Origin of the sequence: Terricaulis silvestris (assembly GCF_009792355.1) — a bacterium.
In the GTDB taxonomy this organism is placed as follows: Bacteria; Pseudomonadota; Alphaproteobacteria; order Caulobacterales; family Aquidulcibacteraceae; genus Vitreimonas; species Vitreimonas silvestris.
On record NZ_CP047045.1, the window covers coordinates 572,704 to 589,971 of the forward strand.

A 17,268-nucleotide genomic window follows, 5' to 3' on the forward strand; every position below is an offset into this window, starting at 1 on the left:
TCATTCATGGAATGCTGCCGACGATGCTGGGACATGCCATTGCGTCGTCAGGCAGCTTCCGCCACAGCTCCTGCCTGCAGTGTCACCGTCTTCTGCACAAAATACATCGCGATCACCGACACGAGTGTCGCTGCGATGACAATGTAGCCAAGCCAATCGAAGCGTATCAGCGAGCCGTCCGGGTTCTGCGCGATGATCGCCGCCGCGAGGACCGAGGCAAGCCCGCCCGAGAGCTGCTGTAGTGACGCGGTAACGGCGTTGAAGGAACCGCGCTGGCCTTCATCGGGGAGGGCGGACATCAGCGCCTGCGACGGGATCATGAACGAGAAGAGACCAACGAACATGAGTACGTTGACGACGATCACGGTGGCGAGCGAGACATGCCCGAGGTTTGTGTAGATCACCACCATGATGCTCGAGACAACGGCGCCGAAGACGAAGGTCGGGTACTTGCCGAGCTTGTCACTCACGACGCCGACAATAGGTCCGGTGACGATGCCGAAGAGTCCCGCGACCAGATAGATGATTGGCAGCTGCGCCATGTCGATACCCAGATTGCGCACGATGTAAGCGCTGCCGAAGGGCATCAGCATGTAGCCGCCGGTCGCCAAAAGCGTTGTCACCGCGAAGGCTAGCCGGTAGCGCGGCTGTCGCACGGTTGCGATCAGATGCCGGAATGGGCTCTCACCACGTTGCAGGCGCAGGTGAGCATTGACGGGCTCCATCGCGACGACGATGCCGGTGATCGCGAGGACCGACAGGGCGACAATCGCTAGGAAGGAGGCATGCCAGCTCCAGTGATTAGTGAGGTAGAGACCGACCGGAATGCCGAGAACCTGGCTGGCGGCGAAGGCGGTCTGAACAAACCCCATGGCGCGGCCGCGCATCTGCAGCGGAAATCTGTCGGTGATCACGGCGAGCACGACCGAGCCGATAACGCCGCTGAAGAGCCCCGTCACGATCCGCCCGACGAGTAGCACCTCGTAGCTCGCCGCCATTGCGCACAGCACCGTGCCGAGGGCGAAACCCACATAGAGGAAGAGCAGTAGGCGCTTGCGATCAAAGCGATCGGCAAAGCCGGCGGCAAGAATACCGGAAATGCCCGCACTAAACGCATAGGCAGAGACCGCGACGCCAAATTGTCCCGCCGATATGTGGAGCGAGGGCATCAGGATGGCGCCGAGCGGCGACATGATCGTGAAGTCGAGGATGATCGTAAACTGCGTGAGCGCCAAGAGCACGATCAAGAGCGATTGGTAGCCCGAAAAGCGCTCACTCTTTTGGGGGACGACCAGAGTCGCCAAGGTTTGGTCCGTCATGTGTGAAAGCTTCTTCTAAAGCGTCCGTTCCTCGATCCAATCGACGTAGAGAAGGCGTTCGGCGAAGAGCCACGCGCCGCCGATCTTGGCGAAAGTGTCGTGATAGCGGAGGGTGGCGATCATCATGCGCCGCTGATCGCCATCGACGGTGAGGTGATGGGCGAGGCAATAGCCGCCGCCCGTCGCCTCGTTCGGGTTGAGCGAAAAGATCGTGTACTGGCCCATGAAGTGAAACGTCGCGGCATACTTGTTCAAGTCCGCAAAGACGGGGGCGAGCGCCTCGCGCGAGGTCAGTTCCTGCGTGGGTGTCGCATTCTTGGCGTCCATGAAGACGACGAAATGCGTGTCCGGCGTGAAGAGCGCCATCTGCGCTTGAGCATCGCGACGGTCGGCGCAATAGGCGTACCGGTCCACGACATCGCGGATCGCGACGCGATCGGCGGCTTCGGCTTGAGATATTGATGCCTGCATCGTTGTGCCTTTCGTCGGTGCGCGCGCTTCAACTCGCTGCTTGACCGCTGGCGGCCTCGGCTGAGAGCTTCAGCTGGGTGTTGATTGCGAGACCCTGTTTCAGCACTAGCGTGACCGGTGTTTTCTCGGCAATTTCCGCAAGCCGCGCCCGCTGCGGCTCGTTCAGCGGACCCTCGACCACAACGGTGCGCCGTATCTCGTCGCCATCGCCGCCTTTGAGATATCGAAGATGGGCGCGCACGCCGGCGAGCGGCCATTGCTTGCGTTCGGCGTACATCTTGAGCGTCACCACCGTGCAGGCGGCGAGGGCTGATAGCAGGAGCGCAAAAGGCTCAGGGCCAGCATCTTGGCCGCCATTGACGACGCTTTCGTCGGCCGTGAGTTCGTGGCGCCCGGTCTTGATCGCGACGGGATAGTGACCTTCGCGAATTTCGGCGTCGGCGCTGGTGATGATCGTTTTCATGTGCGCGTCACCAATGTTCACGCGCGCGGCGCCAGTGAAAGCGCGCCGTGTCTTGGCTCGTGTAATCTGGATCGAGATAGATATACATGCGCCGGACGAGACCGTTGCTGGCGAACTCGAAAACACTGCAGAAGCGTCCGCCGGGCGTCTCGCCGCCATTCCACGTGCGGCCTTCGCCATCTTTGCCGAAGGTCGTGCCCTCGACCACGACCGTCCGGCCGCTTTCGAGGTAAGTGAGCTGATCACGATGATGTGTCGACGTGTAGCCGGCGCCGTATAGCCCCGTTGCGAAATCGCGAAATTCGGAAGACCGTGACCGACGCCGAACTTCGGAAAGAAGAATTCGAGATCGTCCGTGAAGAGTTCCTCGGGCAAGCGTCCGCCGTCGAGTTCGCGGAAATACGTTTTCGCGGCTTCGATCTGGCGTGAGGGAGCTGAGCTTGTCATGTGCGCGCCCCTGCATTGGGCGCGCCGAGCACGCCTTGATTGTGCAGACGCTGTCCGATGACAGCGATGTTGTGTTCGCCTTGGCGGAGCGCTTCGGCGTTGGTGTGCACTGAGTAGTACCCCGTCACGAGGTCATACGGGTGCTTGACCGCTGCGCCGAGAATGAAGCCCACATCGGTAAGGGCCTCGAATTCGACCGCCTCGCCGCCTTCAGCGAACACGACCGCTTCGCCCGCGGAGATCTCCAAGGGCGCGCGTACGACGCCGCTGTGAACTGCAATCCAAAGCACGTCTTGGCCAGCCGGCGGCGTGAAGCGCCAGCGTTCGCCGACTTTCAGGCGGACATCGAGATAGGTCATGTCGCCGGGCGCGCGCAGGATGCTTTGGACGCCGTCATACTCACCAGCAATGACGCGCGCGGGTCCTGCGTTCTGAAATTCCGAAGCCGCCAGATATTGGCTGTCGGTTTCCGCCAGTTCGAGTTCAGGGGGCAACGCCACCCAGAGCTGATAGCCTTTGACCCATTCTTCGCCTTTGGCGCCGCCGGTGTGCCAAACGCCGCCGCTAGCGCGCATCCATTCGACGCCACCAGTTTCGATTACGCCTTCGCGGTCGGTCGTTTCTTTGTAGGTCAGCTGACCCGACAGAAGGAGCGTCAAGGTCGCGATGCCGGAATGCGGGTGAAAGCCGAACTTTGGTGCGTTCTTCGGGTCACCCTCGAAGAAGTCGAGGAAGACGAACGGTTTGATGCGCTCACCCGTGCCGTGGGGACTGACGAGCCGCGTGACTGGACCGTGCTCGTGTCCGCGCGTGCGCAGCGCAATGGCGCGGGAGGGTTCTGTGCGCAGTGGCGCGGACACGGCAGCGGCAGTCATGGCGTTTCCCTTTCCTCGTTGGCTACGAAGGGAAGGTAGGGCGGCGCCGCGCAGCACATCAGCCGGATAATCTCGATGCTACCCATCGCTCCGGGAGATGGCCCACGCGGCGACCGCCATCAGGCGCTTTGGGCCGCCGCGAGTTTCTGAACCTCGCCCAGATACCAGGTGAGCGTAGGCCGGGCTTTCTCAGCGAGGGGCGAGGCCCAATCGAGGAAGAGCTCGCACGCGAGCGCCAAGGACGTGTTGGCGATGGCGCCGGCCGCGATCATGCGATCGATGGCGGTGCGGTGCGCGATCTGGGAAGTTCCGCCGACTGCATCGACGACGAACATCGCTTCGTATCCGTCCTTCATCGATTCCAGCACCGGGAAGGCGAGGCAGATTTCCGTCCAGAGCGCCGCATAGATCAGGCGTTTCTTCCCTGTCTTCTGCACCGCCTGATGAAACGCCTTGTCGCGCCAGGCATTCATCGACGTGCGGTCGATCGGTTTCAAGTCAGGCAGCTCCGCCAGAATGCTGGGGCGGGTCGGGCCGTTCACGCCAATGTTGACGCCAACCGTACTCAAGACGATCGGAATATCGAACACCTTCGCAAGGCGGATCAGAAATCTGACGTTCAACTCGATGAGCGGGTCGGGGACCTCCGAGCGCACGCTTTCGAACATCTCTTTCTGGTAGTCGATCAGCACGAGCGCGACATCGTCGCGCGTCCAAACCGTTGTCGGTGCTCGCATCGGGGGTTCCTTGTCCGTGGGGCCCCATTCCGTGAGGCGCTATCGGATCATGGCCTTCGGCGGCGAGCAAAGTAGTCACCGATATTGAAACTCACTGTCACGCTGATGGAACGATGGCGTCGAGTTCAGCAATGACATCGGGCGACAATCGCAGCGACGCGGCGGCGATGTTTTCGTCGAGATGCGCGAGCGAGGACGTGCCTGGGATCGGCAGAATGTTCGGTGAGCGCTGTAGCAGCCAAGCAATCGCCACTTGCATGGGCGTTGCCCCGATGCGCGTTGCGATGCGCGACAGCGTCGCCGACTTGATTTTCGAGAATCCGCCGAGGGGAAAGTAGGCGACGTAGGCGATCTTCTCGCGCGCCAGCGCTTTCACGAGCGCATCGTCTGTCCGGTCAGCGAGATTGTAGAGGTTTTGAACCCCGACGATCTTCGCGATCGTACGTCCTTCGCTGACTTGCGCTGGGGTGACATTGCTGAGGCCAATATGACGAATGAGACCTTGCGCCTGCAATTCGGCAAGCACCGTCAGAGGCTCCTCGACCGATCCCTCGCGCGGCGCAGAATTCCCATACATACTGCGGAAATTGACGACTTCGAGCACATTGAGGGCGAGGTTGCGGAGGTTGTCGTGAACTGCCGCAATGAGCTCCGATCGCGAGGTTGCAGCATGCACCGAGCCCGTGGGCCTGCGCTTTGCGCCGACCTTCGTGACAATCACCAGATCGCGTGGATAGGGATGGAGCGCTTCGCGAATGAGTTGGTTCGTCACATGCGGCCCATAGAAATCGGCGGTGTCAATATGATTGACGCCGCGCGCGATCGCTTCTCGCAATACGGCAAGCGCTACGGCTTTGTTCGCCGGCGGTCCGAATACGCCAGGTCCGGTCAGCTGCATAGCGCCGTAACCGAGCCGGTTGACCATATTGTCGCCGAGCATGAAGGTTCCAGCGGCATCGACATCGACCATCGTCGTTAGCCCTTCGAGAGAAACTTGTCTGGGTAATGTGGGCCGCGCGCACCGTTACGAGAACCTCGGTTTTTTCGCTGCTTCCCATCGGCAATGGCGATGGTACCCTTAGTCCATGCTTGATGGCGTCTCCCTCGACCAGTTGCGCACCTTCATCGCCGCCGTCGATGAAGGGAGTTTCTCTGCCGCCTCGCGTAAACTGCTGCGCGCGCAATCGGCGATCAGCGATACGATCAGCAACCTTGAAGACCAGATCGGCGTCACGCTGTTCGATCGATCCGGACGCTACCCCAAGCTGACGCCGGAGGGGGTCGTGCTGCTGGCAGACGCGCGCAACATCATCAACGGAGTTGATCTTCTCAAGGCGCGCGCCAAGGGCATGACTCAGGGGCTCGAACCTGAGCTCTCCGTCGTGGTCGATGTGTTTTATCCGATCGATGCGATTACACAGGTCGCGAAAGAGTTTCGCGAACACTATCCGGGCGTCGCGCTGCGCATCTACGCGGAGGCCTTGGGCGCTGCGATGCAGCCCGTGCTCGACGGACGTTGCAGTGTCGGCATCGTGGGTTCTCTGCCGTCTATTCCCGACACGCTCACCAATGAGGGCCTTTGCAGCATCTATTTCTTGATGGTCGCCGCACAGGACCATCCGCTGGCCGCGCACAAAGGTAAAATTCCGCGTGAGATCCTTGCTAAGCACACGCAGATCGTCCTCACGGATCGCTCGGAGCTTTCGGAAGGGCGCGAAATGGGCGTCATGGCGCCCTCGACCTGGCGTCTCGCTGATCTCTTCGCGAAGCATCATTTCCTGCTGAGCGGCCTCGGCTGGGGAGGCATGCCCTTGCATACGGTGCAGGATGATTTGGACGAGCGCCGGCTCGTTGTGCTGGACATCGAGGACGTTCCCGCCGGCGGTATGCCCTTGGCGATGTCGGCAGTGTGGCGAACGAACTCACCGCCAGGCCCAGCAGGCCGCTGGTTCATCGAGCGTCTCAAGGAAATTCCCGTCACGACTGCGAAGCCGCGCAGGAGAGCGCGCCGCGCGCACTAAGAGCGAGCTATCGCTCCTGCCGATGGCAGCGTTCGGGAAAACCGACCTGGGCGCAGCATCGTTGCTCAAGCACACTAGAGCGCATGAACAGCAATCCTCATCCGAACCGCGATGTAGCGAGCGCAGTCTTGCCGGTGCAGGGCGCACACATACCCGCACTCGGCTTCGGCACTTACGGCATGAACGGTCCGCACCTGCGCAATGTGCTCGTCGCCGCGCTGGGTCATGGCTTTCGCCACATTGATACCGCGCAAATGTACGGCAACGAGGCCGAGGTCGGCGCCGCTATCCGGGATGCCGGGGTTTCTCGTTCGGAGATATTCATCACCACGAAAGTCTGGGTGGCGAATTACGGGGCAGCGCAGTTTGCGCCGTCCGTCGACCAGAGTCTGCGGAAGCTCAAGACCGACTACATTGACCTGTTGCTAGTCCATTGGCCGCGCGGCGGTGCGCCCATTGCCGCACAGATCGAAGGACTGAATAGAGCCGTCGAACAAGGCAAGGCCCGCCACATTGGGGTCAGCAACTACAACGCCGAGATGCTTCGGACCGCGGTGAAGATGTCACCCCGTCATCTCGTCACCAACCAGGTCGAATACCATCCCTTTCTCGACCAAACCGCGCTGCTGCGGCAGATCGCTGCGTCGGACGCCAGTTTGATGGCCTATTGCGGCATGGCCGTCGGCCGTGTGTTCGGATCGGAGATACTCAGGGACATCGCAGCAAAGCATGAGCGCAGCGTGGCGCAGGTCGTTCTGCGCTGGCTCATTCAGCAGCCCCGCGTCGTGGCGCTATCGCGCACTGAAAAGATTGAGCGTATCGCTGGCAACGCGGCTGTCTTCGACTTTGCGCTGAGCGAGGCCGAGATGGCGGCGATTACGGCATTGCGCGCGCCGGACAGTCGCATTGTTGACCCCGGCCATTTGGCGCCCGCCTGGGATTAACCGCATTTCCGTTCGTTTCGCATCGTGCAGCGCCGTAAGGCGCCGCGTGCATGTTGGCTATGTCCGCATGACGACCCATCGCGGGCGGCGATAGTTCGGATCGGAATTATGCTTCTACTCGGAAAAGGGTCGGAACCCGACACTCTCCATTGACGGCGGCGATGGTCTGCCGAGGCAAATGGAGGCTTCGATGAAACTGCTTCATCTCGATTCAAGTATTACTGGCGACCAATCAGTGAGCCGCATTCTTTCGGCTGAGATTGTCGCGGCGCAGATTGCTCTGCACCCCGGCATCGAGGTTACATATCACGACCTCGCAATTGAAGCGCCGCTGCACCTGTCGCCGGCGCACATGGCGGCGTTCCAAGGCGCACCGGTCGAAAGCGAGGCTCTTGCGAACAATCTGGCGCTCGGCACGCAATTCATGGAAGAGCTGTTCATGGCGGACGTGCTCGTCATCGGTGCGCCAATGTACAACCACACCGTTCCGACCCAGCTCAAGGCTTGGATCGATCGTATCGCGGTCGCGGGCCGGACGTTCCGTTACACGGAGAAGGGCCCTGTTGGTTTGCTTCCGCCCGGTAAGAAGGTTTTCATCGCCGCGAGCACGGGCGGCATCTATTCCGGCGACAGTCCCGCCAAGGCGTTCGAACACAGTGAGACCTATTTGCGTGGCGTCCTGGCGCTGATCGGCCTCACCGATGTAACGACCATTCGCGCCGAAGGCATCGGCATGGGCCCCGAAGCGCGAGTGCGCGCCATCGAGAGCGCTCGCCGCACGATCGCCGAACTCAATCCGCTGCAAAGAGCTGCCTAAGCTTGGCGCTTCTGTTGGGCGTCGGGCGCTTGTTAGCGCCTGACGCCCTTACGCACCGGGGAGCGTCGACGCTTGCTCTGTCGCGGGATTGCTGCGGTCATAGGGTCATGTGAGAGCTTGGCGATGAGATAGTCGCCGAGGACTTCGACTCGTTTGGGGATCGGACCCTCTGGCGGCGTGATCCAGTAGACAGCGCCCAGAGGTATTGACCAATCCGGCAGCAGCCGCTCGAGCAGCTTGGTCTCAAGCGCCTCACGAAGGAAAAATTCTGGCAAGATGCCAACGCCGGCGCCCCCAACTAAAGCCGGCATCATTGCGTCGCCATTGTTCACGCGCAGCGGGCCCGAGGGGCGAACGCTGGCTGATTTTTTTCCCTTGGTGAAGCGCCAGACTTCGCTCGTCATCGCGTAGCTGTAGCTGATGCAACGATGCTGGGCGAGGTGGAGGGGGTGGGTCGGGCGTTCATGTTCCTTCAAATAGGCGGGCGAGGCGACAAGGTAGCGCGGCATTTCACAAAGCTGGCGAACCACAACTGAGGCGCCAGGATGAACCGCAATGCGGATAGCAGCGTCAAAGCCTTCCCCGATCAGATCGACCTGCGCGTCATTCAAGTGCAGATCGATCGAAATGTCGGGGAAGGCCCTTAGAAACTCAGGCAGCAACGGCGCGATGTAAGACACGCCAAACGACAGCGGTGCGGCGAGGCGCACCGCGCCGCGTGGGCTCCTCGTTTCAGCGCTGGTGATGCTCTCGGCTGCTTCCCCGTCCGCAAGAATTTGCGTGGCTCGCCCAACCAGCTGTCGACCCGCATCGGTCAATGCGAAGCGGCGCGCCGTGCGCACGATCAATCGCGCGCCGAGACGCTGCTCTAGCCTTGCGATCGCCTTGGACACAGTTGCTTTGGAGAGCCGCAGGTCTGTCGCGGCGGCTGCGAACGATCGAAACTCTGCCACCTTCGCGAAAATGGCGAGCGCCTCAAGGTCGGGAAGTTTAGCCATGGCGTCAGTTTTCGAAACCGTGTGTTTCGATAGTTTCTATTTCTACCCTAGACGCCTGTCTATAAGATTGGGTAGTCCGCTGCGCCTCCGCGTTTTGCGAGCTCATCGGGGTGGGGGGAGTCGAGCGCAGGAGACTTCCGTGGTTCTGCAGACCCAGGGACTTAGAAAGTACCCGTCAACATCAGAGGTGCTTGCCTCATCCGCAGGCCTTGGCTGGTCGAAATTCTCCGCGGAACTTCGATCGCACGTGGCCTGCGAGATCCCGGATATCTTACCGCACGCCGTGGAGATTTGCCTTGTCGTTGCAGGCAACGACAACAGCATGGTGCGGCGAACAGGACTGGGACCTGCCGAAGAGGCGGCGCCAAGAGACGGCGGGATCTGGTTGAGCCCAGCGGGGATCGGCAAGGGCATCTCGATAACCGCGCCGATTCCGGCGACGATGCATTTGTATTTGCCCGCGGCGTTGTTCGATGGGCTGAACGAGGACTTCAATCTCCCGCTCAACCCGGCACAATCGATACGTTATGCCGCTGGAATGCGCGACGAGGTCATTGAGACGGTCGGACAGTCTATCCTTTCTGAGCTTGGCAACGAGACGGCCTCTGGCCGCATGTACGTTGAAACAGCGGCGGTAACGCTAGCGGCCAGATTGCTGCAAAAATACTGCGATGGCGGGGCGTGCGCACCGATCGACGTCGCATCACTTCGCGCTGATCACAGCCGGCTGCGGCGCGTGTTGGACTACATATCGGACAATCTGGAAGAGAAAATCACGTTGGAGCAACTGGCCCACGTCGCCAGGCTCAGCGTATTTCACTTTGGCCGCATGTTCACCCGCACGATCGGTGTGTCACCCAGTCGCTATGTCAGCCGCATGCGTCTGGAACAGGCGATGGCGGAGCTTGCAATTGGCAAGTTGCCGCTCGCAGAGATTGCGCTCAAGGCCGGTTTCTCGTCGCAGGCCAGCTTCACCCGCGCGTTTCATCGCGCTACCGGCGTGACGCCCGGCGAATATCGAACCCGCAGGCGTTAGGTCGCGCCGCGCGCGGCCGTTCGCCGATGCTGCAACAGCAAGCGCGGGCTAAACATGCGCAAACCCGGACAAGACGCTGCGCGCTCGCGAATGATCTAACATGAGCTTCTGCGCATAGCCGGGGATGCCCGCGCGGTTAGTTGCGAGGCGCCGATGATCGAGCGCAGACCCTTCGCCGAACTTCCGAGCGAGGATTTTGGCTGGCTGAAGGTCAGACGTCATCTCTCGGCAGATGCGAACGAAGCCGCACCCGGCAAATCCTGGGGAGCGCTCCGCGTTTGGAGCGATCACGAGTTCGCGCCGAATGGGGGTTTTCCGCTGCACGCGCATGCCAACGTGGAAATCGTAACCTACGTGCGCGAGGGCGCGCTTACCCACAGAGACAGTCTCGGCAACGAAGGTAGGATTGAAGCGGGAAGCATACAGGTGCTGAGCGCTGGAACCGGTCTGCGCCATACCGAGTACAATCTCGAACACGGCTCATTGCGACTTTTCCAGATCTGCATCTCACCGGCGTCGCAGGGCGGCGCCCCCGCATGGGGCACGCAACCATGTCCCGTCGCCGAGCGGGGCGGCGGCTTTGTAGCGGTGGCGAGCGGCTGTGGTAGCGACATCGAGGCGCTCCCCATCCGTGCGCGTGCCAGGGTTCTGAACGTCAAACTCAAAGCCGGGGAGTCAGCGGAATACCCGCTTCTTGATCCTGGGCTCGCCTATCTGGTGCCCTCATCAGGCGCAGTCGAAGTCAATGGCACAAGGATCGATGCGCGCGACGGCGCCGCAATTCGAGACGTCACGGTTGTGAGAGTTACAGCACTTGAGGATGCGGACGTGGTCATGGTCGATCTCCCGCGCGACATAGGCCCAGGCCGCCCCATAGCGACGCGGCCCGACGCTACGAATCCCGGCATGCGCTAAGCAACAGCGGTCAAAACAACCGCAAGCGCGGGAAAGATATAAAACTCACGCCGTGGTCGGTTCTCGAGCAAGCCGCCGATGTCGAAAGTGCTAGTTCTCTACTATTCCGCTCAGGGGCACATCGAGACGACGGCGCACGCCGTTGCGGAGCGCGCGCGCGAGCGCCGCAAGATCGCCGAGACGGCCAACACGCTCCACGGCTAGCGTCAGGGGTAAGCCCCGGATCGTTCGTGGCGCCTTATCAGGAGAGGAAGTCAAAAATGCAGTCCGCGCGAACGCCTGATCACGTAGTCATCCATCCTCTCGATTCCGCAGATGCGCCGATTGCCGCTTACGCGCGTGAGGCGACGAAGGCCGCCAAGGGCGCAAAGCTCGGCGCCGAAGCGCGGGGGCAATACGATGCATTTCTCAGCACAGTTTCGCCGCCCGAAGGCGTGACCTTCGAGGATGGCGCCGTCGGCGGCGTGCGCGGCGTCTGGGCGCGTCCAACGAACGCGCCCGCTGATGAGACGATGCTTTATCTGCATGGCGGGTGGTTCACCCTGGGCAGCGCCCAAGCCTATCGCTTACTGGTCGGGCAGATCGCGACACGCGCGGGTGTCAGCGCTTTCATTCCCGATTATCGGCTTGCGCCCGAGCATCCGTTTCCTGCGGCGGTGGAAGATGTCCTCTCGTGCTTTCGCGCTCTCGGCGCGCAGGGCATGCGCCGCATCGTGCTCGCCGGCGATTCGGCGGGGGGCAATCTCACGCTTGCGGTCGCCGCGCGCGTAGCCAAGGAGAAGAACGGCGCCGACGCTAAGCTCGTGGCGGCTGTAGCGTTTTCGCCGGTCACAGATCTTACGCTGTCGGGTGCAAGCTACGAGACGCGAGCCGAAGCAGATCCCCTGTTCACGCGTGCGCAGGTCGCCGATCTCGTCAAATCGTATCTGGGCGGTTCTGATCCGAAGAACCCAATGGCGTCGCCGTTGCAGGCCGATTTGTCGGGCTTGCCGCCGCTCAGAATTCATGTCGGCGATGACGAAGTGCTGCTAGACGACGCCCTTCGTTTCGGAGCGCGCGCGGCCGCGGCCGGTGTCGATGCGCGCGTCGATGTGTGGATGGGGCTAGGTCACGGCTTCATCTTAAACGTCGGCAAGCTGCGCGCGGCGAATGCGTCGCTGGACGCCGCCGGCGCCTTCATCGCCGAGAAACGACGTGGCGGTGCCTGATCGGGAACTCGGGGACTTTGCCATGACGACGCAGGTGTTTTCTCGATCCAAGTCGGCCGCTATCGTTTGCCCAATCGCTTGGTATGGCGCCGATGACGCGAAGCCGCGCCAAGCCGGCTGGAACGCCCGGGGATTTGTCGGGGGAATGCCGCGACGCCGGTCGCCAAGGCGCCGCTCGACAAACCTAAATCGGGGCGCGCGGGCGCGCGGTTTCGGGGTTTCACGTCAAGAGCGTCGCGCCAGCAACACCGGTCAAAACAAGCGCAAGCGCGGGAAAGATAAATGCCGCGCGTCGTGGTGGGTTGCCCGCTTCAACAGATCGGTCCGCTCGGAAGCGCGCGGGTGAGCACCGTCGTACTCGGCAGTACTCATCGAAAATGAGCGCGCAGGCCGATCGCCGATCCTCAAGTTGCGAGGAGACCAGTGATGCCCAGCGCCGCCGATGAGACCAAGGAGTATCGCTACTTCGCCGGCGGTGAATGGCGGACGGCTGAGAGCGGCGAGCTCTTTGAGGTCTATCGCCCGTTTGATCGCAGCGTCTTCGCGCGCGTCGCGGCCGGCGGCCGTGAAGAGGCAAAGATTGCCGTCGCAGCCGCGGCTAAAGCGTTTCCTGCGTGGTCGGCGACGACGCCTGGAGAACGTGCGCGGCTTTTCTTCAAAGCCGTGGAAATCGTCAAACGCCGCCGCGAAGAAATTGCAAAAGTCCTGGCGACGGAAACTGGGAGCACGCTGTCATTCGCCACGTTTCAACAGGATCTGGTTGCAGCCACGATAGAGCAGGCGGCGGGCTGGATGTATCTGCCCAAGGGCGAAGTGCTGGAGACCAACACGCCTGGGCTCCATTCGATTGGCGTGCGCCGTCCGCTTGGCGTGGTTGCGTGCTTTACGCCATGGAACGGCGCCAACATCCTGTCGTGGCGCGCGCTGATTTCACCGGTCGCAGCGGGCAACACAGTCGTCGTTAAGCCGTCTGAATTCGCACCCATCTCCGCAGGACTTATGTTGGCGGAAATCTGCGAGGAAGCCGGTTTTCCCAAAGGTGTTGTCAACGTCGTCACGCATGCGCCGGGAGCCGCAGGCGAGATCGCCGATGTGTTCTTCGAGAGCGACGAGGTGCGCGTGATCAACCTGATCGGCGGCGTCAAGACGGCGAAGCTCTTAGCCAAGCGCGCCGGCGAAACCTTGAAGCGCACAACCATGGAGCTTGGCGGGTTCAACCCGCTGATCATCCTCGATGATGTCGATATGGATTATGCCGTGCGCACCGCAACCTTCGGATCATTTTTCCATCAAGGCCAAATCTGCCTCAACACGCGGCGGATTATCGTCCAACGCAAGATCGCCGACGAATTCCTTACGAAGTTCGTCGCGCGGACCAAGACGCTGCCGTCCGGCGACCCGCAAAACCCAAAGACGATTATTGGGCCGCTAATCACCCCCGCCGCGGTCAAGATGGTCGACGATCGGGTCAAGGAAGCCGTGGCCAAGGGCGCAAAACTACTGACTGGCGGCACATACGAAGGACAAGTCTATCAACCGACGATCCTGACCGAGGTGCCGCTCGACGTCTCGTTGGCAAGAGAGGAGACATTCGGGCCGGCGGTCATCGTTGAGGTGGTCGACACCGACGAGCAGGCCATCGCATCGGCGAACCGCACCTTGTATGGGCTGACCTCTTCAATCCTCGCAGGCGACACCTATCGCGCCTTCGAGATGGCCCCAAAGATTTTGGCGGGCATCGTCAACGTCAATTCGCCGACCGTGAACGACGAAATTCACGCGCCGATGGGCGGAGTGCGCGACAGCGGGTGGGGTCGCACTGGCCCTCAGAGCTTGCACGAGTTTCAGGACCTCATCTGGATCAACGCCCACAGCGGAAAGCGGCAGTACCCGTTCTGAGAGCAGCGCGACGCAATTCCACCGATTGAGCGAGAGGTCCAAATGTCCACTGCCGCCGCACCAGGCCAGAATGTTATCGATGCACTGCGCAAGCAGATCAATGACGTCTACGACTACATTGTCGTTGGCTCGGGGTCGGCGGGATCCGTCGTCGCCGGTGAATTGTCAAAGACAGGCGCCGAGGTCCTCATCATCGAAGCGGGCGGGCTCGACAACGCGCCTACGATCGCCAATCCCAGCATCTGGTTCTACAACATTGCTGGCGACTTCGATTGGCATTTGCCGATCGCGCCGGTGCCCCAGCTAAACAACCGAAACTTCAATATGGCGCTCGGCCACGGCGTGGGCGGGGGAAGTTCGATCAACGCCATGGTGTGGACGCGCGGAATGGAGCGCGACTACGAAAACTGGGTCAAGGGCGGCGCCAAAGGCTGGTCATTCAAGGACGTTCTGGCGACCTTCAAGGCGCAGGAAGATTGGGAAGGCGGCGCCAATGAGTGGCGCGGCGCAGGCGGCCCGGTGCATATACGCCGCCCGCACACGCCGCATCCGACCGCCCCCATCTTCCTCGACGCGGCGCGGCAGATGGGATTTGCGATCCACGACGACGCGAATGGCCCGATGCGCGAAGGCGGCGGCTACATCAACATGAACATCGACGCGGAAGGCGCGCGCGTCAGTGCAGCGCGCGCCTTCCTATATCCCAATCTCGATCGGCCTAACCTGACGCTGCTCGTGAATTCGCGGGTGACGCAGGTCTTGTTCAAGGGAGACCGCGCGCGCGGGGTCGCCGTCGTGTCGGGCGAGCTCTCTCGCACCATCGAGGCGCGGCGAGAGATTATCCTCTCGGGAGGCACCGTCCACACACCCAAGCTACTGATGCAGTCAGGTGTTGGCGATGCAGCGGCGCTCAAGAAACTCGGCATAAAGAGCGTGACCAATCTCCGCGGCGTCGGCAAAAATCTGCAAGATCACGTTCTGCTCTCGGGCGTGGTCTATCAATACAAGGGCGCGATGCCCGATCGGCCTGCAGATAGCGACGGGGTCGAAGCCGAAGTCAATTTCTCAAGCGGCGTCGACAATCATCCAACCGACATCAATTTGGTGCTTGAGCAATTTCCAATCGCCACGCCCGAAGCCGCCCAGCGCTTCGGCCCGCCGCCGGAGAAGGACGCCTTCACCATTGCACCGGCGCTCATCCAGCCCACTAGCCGCGGCGAAATCAGCCTCACCTCCGCAGATTGGCGCGCCGCGCCGAGGATTTTTGGCAACCATCTCGGCACCGATCGCGACCTCGCGGCGATCGTACGCGCCATTGAAGCGGCTCGAGAATTGGTGTCGCAGAAGGCGTTCGACGCCATCCGTGCGGCCGAACTCATTCCTGGTCCCGCAGCAACGCAACAAGACTTGATCGATCTCGCGCGCACCGGTTCGGCGAGCTTCGGTCACGCGGTCGGCACCTGCAAGATTGGCGCTGACCGTGACGCGGTGGTCGATAGCAAACTGTGCGTGCACGGCATTCGTGGGCTTAGGGTCGCGGACGCATCGGTGATGCCGTCGATCATCTCGGGTCCAACGATGTGCCCATCGATCATGATTGGCGGTCGCGCGGCCGAATTTATCAAAGCATCGAAGTGAGGCGTGCGTCATGAGCTTCACCCTCGACGTTCATCATCACATCCTGCCGGAATTCTTCTGGCGCGCCACCAACGAAGGCGACAATCCGGTCGGCGGACTGGCGCCACCGCCATGGTCGAAGGAAGCGGCGATCTCCTATCTCGACGATGCGGGCACACAGACTGCTATCACCTCGATCAGTACGCCCGGCGTCCATATGGGCGATGACGCGGCGGCCCGCGATCTTGCCCGGCGCTGCAATGAGTTCACGGCCAAACTCATCCACGAGCGGCCCGATCGCTTCGGCGGCTACGCGGCCTTGCCGCTTCCTGACGTCGACGGCTCCTTGCGCGAACTTGAACACGCTCTTGATGTGCTCAAACTCGACGGTGTCGTGCTTTTCTCCAACGCGCGGGGAGTCTATCTCGGCGACAAGAGATTCGCGTCGGTCTTTGCCGAACTTGAACGGCGCAAAGCCGTCGCATTCGTGCACCCCACGATGTCACCCGACCCGAGCGCCCATAGCCTTGGGCTCCCCGACACGTTGATCGATTTTACCGCTGACACGACGCGCGCGATTGCTCAGCTTCACTACGGCAACACTTTCGCGCGTACGCCGAACGTCAAATACATCTTCTCACATGCGGGCGGCACGACACCTTACCTCGCCACGCGGTTCGCCATTGTCGATGAGATGAATTTCATCCCCGGCGGCGAAGAGCGCGGCACGGCCGCCGAGATGTTCAAGCGGCTCTATTGGGACACAGCGCTCTCATGGCACGCGCCCAACATGCAGATGCTGAAATCGCTAGTCGGCGTCGATCGCATCGTCTTTGGATCAGACTTCCCTTACCTTCGGCGCGATCTCGCCGTGAAGTGTCGCGGCGAAATTGAGAAGCACCCGGTATTCAGCGCCGATGAGAGCGCGGCCGTGCTCCGCGGGAATGCCCTAAAGCTTTTCCCGCGCTTCGCCGAACTTGCGGTGCGGAGGGGCCATGCCTGAGGCCCGATATCAACATCGTCTGTATGCCCGCCGGACAGCACGCCTTTCAGGCGCCGCCAACGCGCCGGGCATCAAGGCTGTAGCGTCCCGCGCCAAAGGCCATCAATTGGAAGAAGCCACCAGTGACGGCCATGTTTTTCATGAAGTGGAAGAGCTGGTTCGGATCGCTGATGTTGCGATGGTAATAGTAGGCAGTGACCACAGCGAATACGGAGAGCAGCACCGCGAGCGCACGCGTCTGCCATCCCAAGATCAGCAGCAAGCCGCCGCCAACCTCGATTGCGGCCGCAATCCATATCGAGATCGCGGGCGCCGGTATGCCGAGAGAGTCCATGTAGGCCACGGTGGCAGCCGGTGCGAGGATCTTGCCGGTCCCGCTCACGAGAATGAGCGAAGTCATCAGGATGCGCCCGATCAGGGCCAGCAAGTCAGCATTCTTGGACATGGAGATTCCCTTTGGACCATTCGGTATCGGGCGACGTCGCGCCTGAGTAGTCA

General features: G+C 61.5%; 18 protein-coding genes and 1 pseudogene. 10 read left to right on the top strand and 9 right to left on the bottom strand.

Annotation, left to right across the window (positions count from 1 at the left end):
- Positions 1-47 precede the first annotated feature (47 nt).
- From DSM104635_RS02625 to DSM104635_RS02655, 7 genes are all read right to left on the bottom strand, one after another.
- Positions 48-1,319, bottom strand: coding sequence for an MFS transporter (locus DSM104635_RS02625; protein ID WP_158764709.1), 1,272 nt, complete (start codon positions 1,317-1,319; stop codon positions 48-50).
- A gap of 15 nt (positions 1,320-1,334) precedes the next feature.
- Positions 1,335-1,790, bottom strand: coding sequence for a nuclear transport factor 2 family protein (locus DSM104635_RS02630; protein ID WP_158764710.1), 456 nt, complete (start codon positions 1,788-1,790; stop codon positions 1,335-1,337).
- A gap of 28 nt (positions 1,791-1,818) precedes the next feature.
- Positions 1,819-2,253 carry an OsmC family protein gene (locus DSM104635_RS02635; protein ID WP_158764711.1) on the bottom strand — a complete coding sequence of 145 codons (435 nt, stop codon included), beginning with the start codon at positions 2,251-2,253 and terminating at the stop codon, positions 1,819-1,821.
- Between the two features lie 7 nt (positions 2,254-2,260).
- Positions 2,261-2,461: a hypothetical protein gene (locus tag DSM104635_RS02640; RefSeq protein WP_158764712.1), complete on the bottom strand. Its 201-nt coding sequence runs from the start codon at positions 2,459-2,461 to the stop codon at positions 2,261-2,263.
- A gap of 235 nt (positions 2,462-2,696) precedes the next feature.
- Entirely contained in the window at positions 2,697-3,575 is an 879-nt protein-coding gene (locus DSM104635_RS02645) for a pirin family protein (RefSeq protein ID WP_158764713.1), read from the bottom strand.
- A gap of 119 nt (positions 3,576-3,694) precedes the next feature.
- Positions 3,695-4,312 (bottom strand): isochorismatase family protein, encoded by a 618-nt coding sequence (locus DSM104635_RS02650; protein WP_158764714.1) that lies wholly within the window; start codon positions 4,310-4,312, stop codon positions 3,695-3,697.
- A 97-nt stretch (positions 4,313-4,409) separates the two neighbouring features.
- Entirely contained in the window at positions 4,410-5,282 is an 873-nt protein-coding gene (locus DSM104635_RS02655) for an oxidoreductase (protein ID WP_158764715.1), read from the bottom strand.
- Positions 5,283-5,397: 115 nt separating this feature from the next.
- Here DSM104635_RS02655 and DSM104635_RS02660 point away from each other — a divergent pair, with 115 nt between their 5' ends.
- From DSM104635_RS02660 to DSM104635_RS02670, 3 genes are all read left to right on the top strand, one after another.
- Positions 5,398-6,333 (top strand): LysR family transcriptional regulator, encoded by a 936-nt coding sequence (locus DSM104635_RS02660; protein ID WP_158764716.1) that lies wholly within the window; start codon positions 5,398-5,400, stop codon positions 6,331-6,333.
- 83 nt (positions 6,334-6,416) lie between these two features.
- Entirely contained in the window at positions 6,417-7,277 is an 861-nt protein-coding gene (locus DSM104635_RS02665; RefSeq protein ID WP_158767981.1) for an aldo/keto reductase, read from the top strand.
- Between the two features lie 190 nt (positions 7,278-7,467).
- Positions 7,468-8,094 carry an FMN-dependent NADH-azoreductase gene (locus DSM104635_RS02670; RefSeq protein WP_158764717.1) on the top strand — a complete coding sequence of 209 codons (627 nt, stop codon included), beginning with the start codon at positions 7,468-7,470 and terminating at the stop codon, positions 8,092-8,094.
- A gap of 32 nt (positions 8,095-8,126) precedes the next feature.
- Here the strand turns inward: DSM104635_RS02670 and DSM104635_RS02675 are convergent, their stop codons facing one another.
- The gene (locus DSM104635_RS02675; RefSeq protein ID WP_158764718.1) at positions 8,127-9,092 is read right to left on the bottom strand and encodes a LysR family transcriptional regulator; all 966 of its coding nucleotides are present in this window, start codon (positions 9,090-9,092) and stop codon (positions 8,127-8,129) included.
- A 139-nt stretch (positions 9,093-9,231) separates the two neighbouring features.
- Between DSM104635_RS02675 and DSM104635_RS02680 the strand changes: the two genes are divergently transcribed.
- The 7 genes and pseudogenes from DSM104635_RS02680 (at position 9,232) to DSM104635_RS02710 (ending at position 16,770) form a co-directional block, all read left to right on the top strand.
- Positions 9,232-10,128 (top strand): helix-turn-helix domain-containing protein, encoded by an 897-nt coding sequence (locus tag DSM104635_RS02680; protein ID WP_158764719.1) that lies wholly within the window; start codon positions 9,232-9,234, stop codon positions 10,126-10,128.
- A gap of 153 nt (positions 10,129-10,281) precedes the next feature.
- Positions 10,282-10,971, top strand: a pseudogene (locus DSM104635_RS02685) (pirin family protein); the annotation flags it as partial.
- Between the two features lie 150 nt (positions 10,972-11,121).
- Positions 11,122-11,247, top strand: coding sequence for a hypothetical protein (locus tag DSM104635_RS19985; RefSeq protein ID WP_267129073.1), 126 nt, complete (start codon positions 11,122-11,124; stop codon positions 11,245-11,247).
- Positions 11,248-11,303: 56 nt separating this feature from the next.
- Positions 11,304-12,251 (top strand): alpha/beta hydrolase, encoded by a 948-nt coding sequence (locus DSM104635_RS02695; protein WP_158764721.1) that lies wholly within the window; start codon positions 11,304-11,306, stop codon positions 12,249-12,251.
- A gap of 426 nt (positions 12,252-12,677) precedes the next feature.
- Complete coding sequence (locus tag DSM104635_RS02700) at positions 12,678-14,150, top strand: aldehyde dehydrogenase family protein (RefSeq protein WP_158764722.1); 1,473 nt, start codon at positions 12,678-12,680, stop codon at positions 14,148-14,150.
- A 42-nt stretch (positions 14,151-14,192) separates the two neighbouring features.
- On the top strand, positions 14,193-15,788 hold the full coding sequence (locus DSM104635_RS02705) for a GMC family oxidoreductase (RefSeq protein ID WP_158764723.1): 1,596 nt from the start codon (positions 14,193-14,195) through the stop codon (positions 15,786-15,788).
- Positions 15,789-15,798: 10 nt separating this feature from the next.
- The gene (locus DSM104635_RS02710) at positions 15,799-16,770 is read left to right on the top strand and encodes an amidohydrolase family protein (protein WP_158764724.1); all 972 of its coding nucleotides are present in this window, start codon (positions 15,799-15,801) and stop codon (positions 16,768-16,770) included.
- 46 nt (positions 16,771-16,816) lie between these two features.
- Here DSM104635_RS02710 and DSM104635_RS02715 read toward each other — a convergent pair whose 3' ends face one another.
- Positions 16,817-17,215, bottom strand: coding sequence for a DoxX family protein (locus DSM104635_RS02715; RefSeq protein ID WP_228445812.1), 399 nt, complete (start codon positions 17,213-17,215; stop codon positions 16,817-16,819).
- Positions 17,216-17,268: the final 53 nt, after the last annotated feature.